The 11708-nt window shown below is 73.0% G+C and carries 7 protein-coding genes; 3 read left to right on the top strand and 4 right to left on the bottom strand.

Features of this window, described 5'->3' with window-relative positions:
- Nucleotides 1–3: 3 nt before the first annotated feature.
- The gene (tkt, locus tag ACZ4IF_RS08145) at nt 4–2103 is read right to left on the bottom strand and encodes a transketolase (protein WP_467560660.1); all 2100 of its coding nucleotides are present in this window, start codon (nt 2101–2103) and stop codon (nt 4–6) included.
- A gap of 156 nt (nt 2104–2259) precedes the next feature.
- On the opposite strand from tkt, the gene ACZ4IF_RS08140 reads away from it, so the two are divergent.
- Nucleotides 2260–3171, top strand: a complete 912-nt coding sequence (locus tag ACZ4IF_RS08140; protein ID WP_467560658.1) for a helix-turn-helix domain-containing protein — start codon at nt 2260–2262, stop codon at nt 3169–3171.
- A gap of 118 nt (nt 3172–3289) precedes the next feature.
- Here the strand turns inward: ACZ4IF_RS08140 and ACZ4IF_RS08135 are convergent, their stop codons facing one another.
- Both ACZ4IF_RS08135 and ACZ4IF_RS08130 read right to left on the bottom strand, forming a co-directional pair.
- On the bottom strand, nt 3290–4678 hold the full coding sequence (locus ACZ4IF_RS08135; protein WP_467560657.1) for a glycoside hydrolase family 16 protein: 1389 nt from the start codon (nt 4676–4678) through the stop codon (nt 3290–3292).
- Between the two features lie 173 nt (nt 4679–4851).
- Nucleotides 4852–5079 carry a hypothetical protein gene (locus ACZ4IF_RS08130; RefSeq protein ID WP_467560655.1) on the bottom strand — a complete coding sequence of 76 codons (228 nt, stop codon included), beginning with the start codon at nt 5077–5079 and terminating at the stop codon, nt 4852–4854.
- Nucleotides 5080–5506: 427 nt separating this feature from the next.
- Here ACZ4IF_RS08130 and ACZ4IF_RS08125 point away from each other — a divergent pair, with 427 nt between their 5' ends.
- Nucleotides 5507–8185, top strand: a complete 2679-nt coding sequence (locus ACZ4IF_RS08125; RefSeq protein ID WP_467560653.1) for an FAD/NAD(P)-binding protein — start codon at nt 5507–5509, stop codon at nt 8183–8185.
- A 105-nt stretch (nt 8186–8290) separates the two neighbouring features.
- On the top strand, nt 8291–9331 hold the full coding sequence (locus tag ACZ4IF_RS08120; protein WP_467560651.1) for a hypothetical protein: 1041 nt from the start codon (nt 8291–8293) through the stop codon (nt 9329–9331).
- Between the two features lie 56 nt (nt 9332–9387).
- Here ACZ4IF_RS08120 and ACZ4IF_RS08115 read toward each other — a convergent pair whose 3' ends face one another.
- Nucleotides 9388–11556, bottom strand: coding sequence for an MMPL family transporter (locus tag ACZ4IF_RS08115; protein ID WP_467561118.1), 2169 nt, complete (start codon nt 11554–11556; stop codon nt 9388–9390).
- Nucleotides 11557–11708: the final 152 nt, after the last annotated feature.

The raw sequence follows: 11708 nt of genomic DNA, 5'->3' as shown, positions 1-11708 counted from the left end.
GGATCAACCGCGGAGGGCGGCAAGGGATTCCCGCGCGGCGGCGGCGACGTTCTCGGCCGTGAAGCCGAACTCGGTGAACAGGGTCCTGGCGTCGGCGGAGGCACCGAAGTGCTCCAGCGAGACGATGCGTCCGGCGTCACCGACGTACCGGTACCAGGTCAGACCGATGCCCGCCTCGACCGCCACGCGGGCCTTCACCGACGGCGGAAGGACCTGCTCCCGGTACTCGGCGGGCTGCTCCTCGAACCACTCGACCGACGGCATCGACACGACACGGGTGCCGACCCCCTCGGCCTCCAGCAGCTTCCGTGCCTCTACGGCCGGCGCGACCTCGGAGCCGGTGGCGACGAGGACGACGTCGGGCGTGCCGGTGGAGGACTCGGCGAGCACGTAACCGCCCCGTGCCGCGTCCGGGTTGACGGGGTAGGTCGGTACACCCTGACGGGTGAGCGCCAGGCCGTGCGGCGCCGGGTTCGTGGAGTGCCGCTTGAGGATCTCGGCCCAGGCCACGGCGGTCTCGTTGGCGTCCGCGGGACGGACGATGTTCAGGCCCGGGATGGCGCGCAGCGAGGCGAGGTGTTCGACCGGCTGGTGGGTGGGGCCGTCCTCGCCGAGGCCGATGGAGTCGTGCGTCCACACGTACGTCACCGGGAGCTGCATCAGGGCCGACATGCGCACGGCGTTGCGCATGTAGTCGGAGAAGACCAGGAAGGTGCCGCCGTAGACGCGGGTGTTGCCGTGCAGGGCGATGCCGTTCATCTCCGCGGCCATGGAGAACTCGCGGATGCCGAAGTGGACCGTACGGCCGTACGGGTCGGCCTCCGGCAGCGGGTTGTCCGCCGGCAGGAACGACGACGTCCTGTCGATGGTCGTGTTGTTCGAGCCGGCCAGGTCGGCGGAGCCGCCCCACAGCTCGGGGATGACGGCGCCGAGCGCCTGGAGGACCTTGCCGGAGGCGGCACGGGTCGCCACGGACGTGCCCTCCTCGAAGACGGGAAGCTGTGCCTCCCAGCCCTCGGGGAGCTGGCCGGCCACGATCCGGTCGAACAGCTTCGCGCGCTCCGGGGAGGCCGTACGCCACTCGGCGATCCGCTTGTCCCAGGCGGCGTGCGCCTCGGCACCCCGGTCCAGCGCGGTGCGGGCGTGCGCCAGCACCTCCGGCTCGACCTGGAAGGTCTGCTCCGGGTCGAATCCCAGGACCCGCTTGGTGGCGGCGATCTCCTCGGCGCCGAGTGCCGAGCCGTGGGAGGCCTCGGTGTTCTGCGCGTTCGGGGCGGGCCAGGCGATGATCGTGCGCATCGCGATGATCGAGGGGCGCCCGGTCTCGGCCTGCGCCGCCCTGAGCGCGGTGTACAGCGCGTGTACGTCGACGTCGCCGTCGGCGGACGGCTCGATCCGCTGGACGTGCCAGCCGTAGGCCTCGTACCGCTTCAGGACGTCCTCGGAGAACGCGGTCGCGGTGTCGCCCTCGATGGAGATGTGGTTGTCGTCGTAGACGAAGACGAGGTTGCCGAGCTTCTGGTGGCCCGCGAGGGAGGAGGCCTCGGCGGAGACGCCCTCCTCCAGGTCGCCGTCGGAGACGATCGCCCAGACGGTGTGGTCGAAGGGGGACTCGCCCGCGGGGGCCTCGGGGTCGAACAGGCCGCGCTCGTAGCGGGCGGCCATCGCCATGCCCACGGCGTTCGCGACACCCTGGCCGAGCGGTCCGGTCGTCGTCTCCACGCCGGCGGTGTGCCCGTACTCGGGGTGCCCCGGGGTCTTCGAACCGTGCGTACGGAACGCCTTCAGGTCGTCCAGTTCGAGTTCGTAGCCCGAGAGGAAGAGCTGGGTGTACAGGGTCAGCGAGGTGTGGCCAGGGGAGAGGACGAAGCGGTCACGGCCGGTCCACTCGGGGTCCGCGGGGTCGTGTCGCATCACCTTTTGAAAGAGCGTGTACGCGGCCGGGGCGAGCGCCATGGCGGTGCCCGGGTGGCCGTTCCCGACCTGCTGGACGGCGTCGGCGGCCAGGAGACGTGCGGTGTCGACGGCACGCCGGTCGAGCTCGGTCCACTCCGGACCGTCCGGGGAGCCGTCAGGTGTCGGGGTGCTCTGCTGCGTGCTCATCTTCAAGAAGTCCTCGATTGAAGCGTCGTAACTGCTCGGACGCGTTCAAACCTAAAAGTCTGACTTTTGCTGGGGAAGGTGCCCGTGTGTCAGCCTTCGGTGAAAGTGGGACACGCAGGGCCGCACAGAGCCGCACCGAGCAGTCGCGAGAAGGACATGCCAGACAGAACCACCCAAGGCGCTGCCGGGGGCGCCGACGGGTCCCGGGACGGGATCAAGACCTTCCCCTTCCCGGTCGACCTGAGCCTTTCCGGTGTCGGGATGCAGATCGGCTCGATGGGGCCGGGGCGCACCTGGCACGTGGACGCGCCGCTGGAGCGCGTGCACCGCATCGACTTCCACGTCGTGATGCTCTTCGACTCGGGCCCCGTCCGGCACATGGTCGACTTCGCCGAGTACGAGGTCGCCGCGGGCGACGTCCTGTGGATCCGGCCCGGCCAGGTGCACCGCTTCTCCTCGACGGACCGCTACCGCGGCACCGTCCTGACGATGCAGCCCGGCTTCCTGCCGCGGGCGACCGTCGAGGCCACCGGCCTCTACCGCTACGACCTGCCGCCGCTGCTGCACCCCGACGCCGCACAGTTGGCCGCCCTGGAGCACGCGCTGGCCCAGCTGGAACGCGAGTACGTCGACACGACCACCCTGCCGCTCAGCCTGCACACCTCGGTGCTCCGGCACTCCCTCACCGCGTTCCTGCTGCGTCTCGCCCATCTCGCCGCGAGCGCCGCCGAGGCGGCCCGCGAGCAGACCGACACCACCTTCACCCGCTTCCGCGACGCGGTGGAGAAGAGGTTCGCCACCGTGCACAGCGTCAGCGCGTACGCCGACGCCCTCGGTTACTCGCGCCGCACCCTCGTCCGCGCGGTGCGCGCCGCCACCGGGGAGACACCCAAGGGGTTCATCGACAAGCGCGTGATCCTGGAGGCCAAGCGTCTCCTCGCGCACACGGAGATGCCCATCGGCCGCATCGGCGTCGCCGTGGGCTTCCCCGACTCCGCCAACTTCTCCAAGTTCTTCCATCAGCACACCGGGACGACGCCGGTGGCCTTCCGGGCCGAACTGCGCTGAGAGGGGCGGGCCGCACGGCCCGCCCCTCCCGGAGCCGGGCATCCGCCGGTGACGGATGCCCGTGGTGCGTCGGTCGGCCCATGCCCGTGTGCGTCGGTCACCGGGCGACCGTCGTGCGTCAGTGACCGAAGTCGAACCAGTTGACGTTCACGAAGTCGGCCGGCTGGCCGCTGGTGAAGGTCAGATAGACGTCGTGGGTGCCCGTGACGGCACCGATGTTCGCCGGCACCGTTCTCCAGGACTGCCAGCCGCCCGTGTTGGCCAGCGCGAAGCTGCCGATCGGTGTGCTCGTACGGCTGTCGAGGCGCACCTCGACCAGACCGCTGACCCCGCCGGCCGCGCCGCTCGACACCCGGCCGTAGAACTGGTGCGCGGCGGAGGAGCCGAAGTCGACGCCCTTGTAGACGGCCCAGTCGCCGTTCGCCAGCGCGCCGATGTTCTGCCCGCCCCCGGTGTCCGTGGTGCTCTCGGTGATGGTGCCCGACTGGCTGTCGTAGGACTCGGCCTGGATGGCCGCGTAGGCGTCACGGTTGCCGGTCGGCGGAGGTGTGGTACCGCTCCCATTGGACTGGAGCACCTGGACGTAGTCCACGACCATGGGGTGGCCGGGCTCCGTGCCGCTGTCGGGTCCGCCGCCGAAGGCCGCCGGGAAGCCGCCGCCCATGGCCACGTTCAGGATCACGAAGTAGCCGTGGTTGGTGGCGTTCGCCCAGGTCGTCGCGTCGACCTGGTTCGCCCGCACCGTGTGGAAGTTGACGCCGTCGAGGTAGAACCTGATCTCCTCGGGGCTGGTCGACTTGTCCCACTCCATCGCGTAGGTGTGGAACCCCGCCTGGCAGGTCGTCCCGGTGCACGGGGTGTTGCCGCCGATCCCGGACGTCTCGTTGCACGGGCCGCCCGGGTTGGTGCCGCAGTGCATCGTCGCCCATTCGGTGTTGAGCCCCTGGACGTTCTCCATGATGTCCAGCTCGCCGACGCCCGGCCAGTTCTGGTAGTTGCCGCGGTACGGCGCGCCCAGCATCCAGAACGCGGGCCAGTAGCCCTTGGCCGCCGCGCCGGTCACGTTCGGCATCTGGATCCGTGACTCGACGCGCAGTTTGCCGCCGGCGGGCGGCTGGAAGTCGGTGCGGTTGGTCTCGATCCGGCCCGAGGTCCAGTTGCCGGAGGCGTCGCGCCGTGGCGTGATCAGCAGATTGCCGTTGCCGTCGAGAGCGACGTTGCTGGTGCTGGAGGTCATGGTCTCGACCTCGCCGGTGCCCCAGTTGGCGGCGCCCCCCGGGTAGCTGGTGCCGGTGTCGTACTGCCAGGCAGCGGTGTTGACGCCGGTCCCGGCGGAGCCGTTGAAGTCGTCGAGGAAGACCTGGGACCAGCCGGAGGGGGGAGTGGGGGCGGAGGCGTTCGCGGGGAGGGTGGCGGCCGAGGCGGCGGCGGCCGCCAGACCGAGTGTGCTGAACACGGCGACGAGGACGCGCCTGAGGGGGCGAGGTCTGCCGGGCGTTTCTCTCATGGGGGGCCTCTTCGGGTACGGAGTGGGGTGTGCGAGTGTTTTTTGAGAGCGCTCTCAGATCAGGTGCGCGGCCAATGTGCTCTCTGTCACTCCGGTCGTCAAGAGGTAAAGCCGAGAAACTCCTTTCCGCGCAAGGGAGTTCATGAGGTGAAGGGGGCACTTCGCCGGACCCGTCAGCCCAGGGCGCGGCCCGCCTTCCGCTCCGTCCACGACAGATCCGAGCCGCTCAGGCCGTTGGCCGGGTCAACCGTCCGCTCGCCCGAGTGCCGCACCGCGACCACGTCGCCGAGCATCGAACTCGCGCGGAACTCGTGGCCCGGCACGGAGCGGTCGGCCGCGTCCTTGGCGTCGTACAGGCCGATGCATCCGTGGCCGGTGTCGCCGAACCAGTGGCCGACCACCTCGACCGCGGGCTCGGCCGTGACCGTGATCGCCCGCTCGACGGCGGCCCGTTCGGCGGCACCGGGCGCGGCCAGGACCCCGCGCCGCGACCACGCCGTCCGACCGGGCCGGTGCGATGTCCGAGGGACGCTCGCGCCACGCCTTCCCAGGGTTCTTCGACCACCGCCACGACGCGTGCATCCTGCGCCCCTTACCTGGGTTGATTCTTTGAATCCGAGGGCCGCCGGCTGAGATTCCTGTGAAGACACGGCAACAGACGGCCGGAAACCCCGGTTGTCCAGCCACCCCCGGAGGTGAACACAGTATGAGCAGCCGACCGGCACCCTGAGTTCCCCGACCCGGAAGCCCTCCCCACACCCTTCCGGCCGGACGGTGGAGAAGGAGAACCGCACACCGAGCCCGCCGCAGAACCCGCCGGAGGTATCCGTGAACCCAGCCCGCAAGCGGCACACCGTGGCCATCGTCGGAGCGGGCGCCGCCGGCGCGCTGACCGCCGTGCACCTGTGCGAGACGGCCGCCCGTCGGCGGTCGCCGGTCGACCTCGTGCTGGTCGACCCGGCTCCGGAGGCGGGGAGGGGCACCGCGTACGCGACCCCCGACCCGCGGCATCGCCTGAACGTGCCCGCGAGCGGCATGAGCTGCTACCCCGACGATCCCGGCCACTTCACCCGGTGGCTGTGCCGCCACGGCGAACCCGACGTCCGGGGAACCGACTTCGCCACCCGCTACCGCTACGGCGCCTACCTGGCCGACACCCTGGCCGGGGCGATCGTCCGCGCCCACGGCACGGTCGCCGTGCGCCGGCTGCGGACCCGGGCGGACGCCTGCACCGGCGCGCCCGGAGACGCCGTCGACCTGCACCTCGCCGACGGGAGCCTGCTGCGGGCCGACAGCGCCGTGCTCGCCACCGGGCCCGCGCCCGCGCGCGGCGACCGGGTCCCGCCCGTACTGCGCGGCAGCACACGCTTCGTAGCGTCGCCCTGGGCGCCGGGCGCCCTCGACGGACCGCTCGCCGACTCCGCCGACGTCCTGCTCGTCGGCACCGGGCTCACCGCCGTCGACCTCGCCCTGAGCCTGGACCGGCCGGGCCGCACCGTGCACGCCGCGTCCCGCAACGGCCTGCTGCCCCAGCCGCACGCGCTCAGCCCCGCCGCGGCCATGCCCGCGCCGGACGACCTCGACACGCCCTCGCTGGCCGCGCTGCGCAGGACCGTCTACCGCCACATCGGCCGCGCCGTGCGCACCCGGGGCGACTGGCGTCCCGCCCTCGACAGCCTGCGGCCGCACACCGCCCGGCTGTGGCGCAGCCTGACGCCCGACGAGCGTGCCGCGTTCCTGGAACGCGAGGGCGCGCTGTGGAACACCCACCGCCATCGGATGGCACCCGTGACCGCCGAGTCGGTGGCCCGCGCCCGTACCGCGCGGCGGCTGCGCGTCCACTCCGGCGCGGTCACCGGCGCCGTGGTCCGGGACGACGACGTGCTGGTCGCGCTCTCCGGCGGCCGGCGGATCCGGGTCGGCTGGGTCGTCGACTGCACCGGACCCGGCCCCCGCCCCGAAGACCCCCTGTGGCGTTCGCTGTTCGACTCCGGCGCCGCGGTCCCCGGCCCGCTCGGCATGGGTGTGGCGACCCGCGACGGCCGTCTCCTCGACGCCGAAGGCGACGCCGCGCGACCGCTGTTCACCCTCGGCGCCCCGCGTCGCGGGGAGCTGTGGGAGACCACCGCCGTCCCGGAGATCCGCGCCCAGGCGGCCGCACTGGCCGGGCAGCTCCTCGCCCCCGCCCCCGGGCCGCGCCGCGGCACCCGCCGGCGGCCCGTCGACGCGCACGGGCTCGCACTGTCCACCCACGCCGAAGCCGCAGCCGCCTACCGCACCGGACTCGACCGGGTCCTCAGGGTCAGGGCCGGTGCCGAGGACGCCTTCGAGCGCGCGGTCGCCCTCGACCCGGGCTTCGCGCTCGGGCACGCGGCGCTCGCCCTGCTCGGCCACGAGTGCGGTGCCGCCGTCGACGTGCCGCGGGAACTGGCCGACGCCCAGCGGTCCGCGGGCGAACGGGCCGACGAACGCGAGCGCTCCTTCGTCGACGTCGTCACACGCCGCATCCACGGCGACGGCGCGGACCACGGCGCCGGCGCCCTGCTCGGACACCTCGACGCCTACCCCGCCGACGCGCTCGCGCTGTCCACCGCCGTGCCCACCATCGCCTTCTCCGGCCTGCACGACCTCGACGACGGATACGCGCTGCGTCTGGTCGAGCGGACGGCGCCCGCCTACGACGGGCACTGGTTCCCCGCCTCCCTCCTCGCCTTCCTGCGCCAGGGACAGGGCCGCTTCGACGAGGCCGCCGAACTGGCCCGCCGGGCGCTGGCCACCGAACCCGCCTCCGGGCACGCCGTGCACGCGCTCGCCCACGTCCACTACGAGTCCGGCGCCCACGAGACGGGCCGTGACTGGCTCGACGCCTGGGTGTCCGGGCAGGGCCGGGGCGCCGTCCACCGGGCGCACTTCTCCTGGCACGTCGCGCTGCACGAACTGGCCCTCGACGACGGCGCGGCCGTCCGCAGACGCTGGTACGCGCAGCTCGCGCCGGGCCGGGTGACCGGGATCCGGGCGCTGGTCGACTCGGGTTCCCTGCTGTGGCGGGCCCGGCTGAGCGACAGCTGGCGGGGCCGGGTGCCCGCCGAGGACGTCCTCGGCACGGTAGGCCGCGAGATCGTGGAGCGGCCCGCGACCGCCTTCACCGCACTGCACGCGGCGGTCGCCCTCGCAGCCGCCGGGGACCTCGCCGCGCTGCACCGGCTGCGCGACCACGCCGCAGGCGCCGACCCGGTGCAGCGCGAGGTCGTCGTCCCGCTGTGCGAGGCCTTCGCCGCCCTCGTCGAGGAGCGGTTCCCCGAGGCCGTGCGCGGACTCGACGCGCTCCTGCCGGCGCTGCGCAAGGTCGGCGGCAGCGCGGCGCAGCGCGAGGTCGTCGAGGAGACCCTGCTGTACGCCCTTGTCGCGGCGGGCCGTTGTGACGCCGCCCGGCGGCTCCTGGACGCCCGCCTCGACCGCGGGTCCGCGCCGCGCGATCGCCGTCTGCTCGCCGCGCTGCCCGGCTGAGCGGTCGTCTCGTGGCGGGCCCTGTTCGATCACGTGTCGGACACGAGGGCCCTCGGGCGAGCACGGGCCGGGCAGTCTGCGGGCATGGCGCAACGCGGGGGATGCATGCTGAAAGGCTGTCTGGCCGTGCTGATGACGGCGCTGGTCCTGGTGCTGTTCGGGATGTGGCGGCTCAGTACGGCGCCCGGACGCGCCGACGACCGGGCCCGGCACACGATGGAGGAGAACGTGGACCGGTCCCGGGACCGGTTGTCCCGGGCGGCGGGGGACGGAGCCCTCCTCGGGACCGAGATCGACCGGACGCTGGGCACCGGCAACGGCAGGGCGGACGCGCCCGAGGTCCGGCGGCGGGGCCGGCGGGTGACGGTCACCGCGAGGTTCGCGCAGCAGGGGTCCGGCTGGTTCGCCGGCTCGACGCGCGGCTGCTACCGCTTCGAGGTCGTCCCGGCGTCCGCGCCACCGCCCGTCTCCGTGCACGAACTGCCGTACGCGGCCTGCCGGGAGCCGGTGTCGCCCCCGGCTCCGCGCAGTCCCGCGGCGGTCGCCGCGGACGTCGTGGTGGAACTGCGCGCCGCCCTGGCCCGAGGCGGCTTCATGGCCGTCCAGACGGCGGAGGTCTGGCAGACGTACGGCGTCCATCTCGTGGATCAGAAGGTGGCCGACGGTCAGCTGACCGACCTGGTCCTGCTGTACGCGGGCGCGAACGAACAGGTCTGCTACGAGTTCCGGGCGCGGCGGGAGGCGGACACCGTGACCTCCGAGCAGTCGACCATGGACGACTGCCGGCGCTTTGAGCGCGAACGCGAGAAGCAGGCGGAGAAGGAAGAACGGGCCCTGCTCGACGCGAGCTCCGCCGCGATCGCCGGCCGGCTCGACCACGCGATCGCCGACGGGAGGCTCCCGGACGCCGAGTTGAGACGGGCCTTCGCGATGCAGCAGACGGACGAGGGGAAGGAGCTCTGGCACGACTCACCGGTCGCCGTGCCCGTCAGCGTGGAGCGCTCGCCCGCCGAGGTCATCGTGTACGCCTCGGTCAAGCCGCTGGATTCGATGCATACGGCCCTCGGCTGCTACGAGTTCCGCGCACATCTCACGAAGCATTCCGTCACCCACCGCAGGACGGCGGGGACGGAATGCTTCGCTTAGGGCCCGTCCGGCCGTTCGGGGGGAGACGGCCGGACGGGCCCCCCGGGGGATGGTCCTCAGACGCCCGTCAACTGGGGGCGCGGGGCCGGTGCCTCCTCGCTCACCCCGAACCGGTCGTGCGCCCGCCGCAGCGCGGCCGGAGCCCACCAGGCGCGCTTGCCGAGCAGCGCCATCGTGGCCGGTACGAGGAGCATGCGGACCACGGTCGCGTCGATCAGGACCGCCAGGGTCAGCCCGAGACCGATCTGCAGGATGGGCGAGAAACCGCCGGTCATGAAGGCTCCGAAGACGATCGCCAGGAGCAGCGCGGCACAGCTGACCACACGGCCCGAGCGGCGCAGACCGGTCACGACGGCGTCGTGCTCGTCGCCGGTGCGCAGCCAGGTCTCGCGCATCCGGGCCAGGATGAACAGCTCGTAGTCCATGGCGAGTCCGAAGGCGATCGCGATGATCAGCGGCGGGGCCGTCAGACTGAGCGAACCCAGGCCGTCGGCGCCCAGCAGCCCGGCCAGATGCCCGTCCTGGAAGACCCAGACCACCGCGCCGAGTGCGGCACCCAGGCTGAGCAGGGTGGTCACGATCGTCCGCAGCGGGATGAGCACGGATCCGGTGAACGCGAACAGCAGGGCGAAGATGCCGAGGAGCACGGTGGCCGCCGCCCAGGGTGCCCGCTCCGCGAGCATCGAGCGGAAGTCGACGAGCCGGGCCGCGACGCCCGTGACCTCGACCGGTTCGTTCCCACGCACGTCCCGTACGCGCTCGACCAGGTCGGTCGCCGCCGTGCCGTCGACGCTGCCGCCCGGCCGCAGGTGCACCAGGGTGGAGCCGTCCGGCAGGGCGCGTGCGTCGCTCGTGTCCGACAGGGCGCGGATGCGGGGCACCGTGTCCGGGCCCGCGCCGGGCCGCACCAGGACGGTGACCGGCGAGACCCCGGTGCCCGGCGGGAAGTGCGCCTCCAGCGCGTCGTACATCTGCCGCGCCTCGGTGTCGGCGGGCAGTTGCCTGGCGTCTCCGATACCGATCCTCATCCCGGCCGCGGGAAGGGCCACGACGAGCAGGGCCGGGACGAGGACGGCCAGTACGGCGAGGGGGCGGCGGGACGCGAAGCGGGCGAGGCGGGCGAACACGCGGCCCTCCTCGGCGGAGCCGCCCGTCGGGGAAGCCTCCGGGGCGGCCGCCGCGTCGCCGCTCCCGGCCGCTGCCTCGCCCCTGCCCTTGCTCCTGGCCGGTGCGATGCGTGCGCCGAAACGCGCCAGGAGCGCGGGCAGCAGGGTGACCGCGGCGAGCATGTCGACGACGACCACGGCGGCGACGGCGAGCCCCATGCTGCGCAGGAACGGGCTGGGGAACACCAGGAGTCCGGAAAGGCTGACGGCCACCGTGAGCCCGGAGAACAGGACGGTCCGCCCCGCTCCCGCGACCGTGCGGTGCACCGCGTCGATGACGTCGTCGGTGTGCCGTCGTTCCTCGCGGAACCGGACCACCATCAACAGCGCGTAGTCCACGGCGAGTCCGAGACCCAGCATGGTGGTGATCTGGATCGCGTACACCGAGATGTCGGTGACCTGGCTGAAGAGGAACAGCGCCAGGAACGCGCCCGCGACCCCGCTGACGGCGATCAGCAGGGGGAGCCCGGCGGCCCGCAGCCCGCCGAAGACGACGAGCAGCAGCGCCAGGACGACCGGCAGGGAGATCAACTCGGCCCGCTGCACGTCCTCCTGGGCGCGCCCGCCCATCTGCTGCCCGAGCAGCGGGCCGCCGCTGACGTGGACCTCGGGCGCGTCGATCTGCCGGATGCGGTCGGCCGCGGTGTCCACGGCCTTCTTCTCGTCCTTGAACTCCATGTCGCCCTTGAGCGTCACCGGGATGACCAGGGCCCTGCCGTCCCCGGCGGTGAGACCGCGGGTGGTGTAGGGGTCGGGCACGGAGGCGACCCCCGTCACCGTGCGCAGGTCGGCGACGGCACGGCCCACCTGGGAGCGCAGCGCCGGGTCGGAGACCGCCGTGCCGGAGACGACGGCGGTGATCGACTCACCGCTGGTGTCGACGCGGTCGAGGTAGGCGGCGGCCCGGTCCGACTCGGTGCCCGGGACATCGGGCACCGAGTCGACGAGCCGGCCGAAGACACCCGTGCCGAGGCCGAAGCCGACCAGCAGCATGAGGAGCCAGACGAGGATCACGGTGAGTGGGCGGCGGGTCGCCGCCCGGGAGATCGTGGCGAGCACGGTACGCCTCCCGGCGGTCGGTACGGTGAATGACATCGCCACTCAGCGTCGTGCCGGGGGAGGGGTCGGCGGATCGCCGGGGGGAGCGGTATCGGGGCCTCCCCCGTACGACGGATACGGGACGCCGGCTCACTCCGGGGAGGGAGCGCGGG

The organism is Streptomyces sp. NPDC025784 (assembly GCF_055558435.1).
Note: the sequence above shows the minus strand (reverse complement) of the source record. Positions and strands in the feature narration are given on the sequence as shown.

Coding starts and splice junctions, on each gene's coding strand:
- ACZ4IF_RS08140 (WP_467560658.1), top strand. CDS start 2,260: ATGCCAGACAGAACCACCCAAGGCGCTGCCGGGGGCGCCGACGGGTCC.
- tkt (WP_467560660.1), bottom strand. CDS start 2,103: ATGAGCACGCAGCAGAGCACCCCGACACCTGACGGCTCCCCGGACGGT.
- ACZ4IF_RS08120 (WP_467560651.1), top strand. CDS start 8,291: ATGCTGAAAGGCTGTCTGGCCGTGCTGATGACGGCGCTGGTCCTGGTG.
- ACZ4IF_RS08135 (WP_467560657.1), bottom strand. CDS start 4,678: ATGAGAGAAACGCCCGGCAGACCTCGCCCCCTCAGGCGCGTCCTCGTC.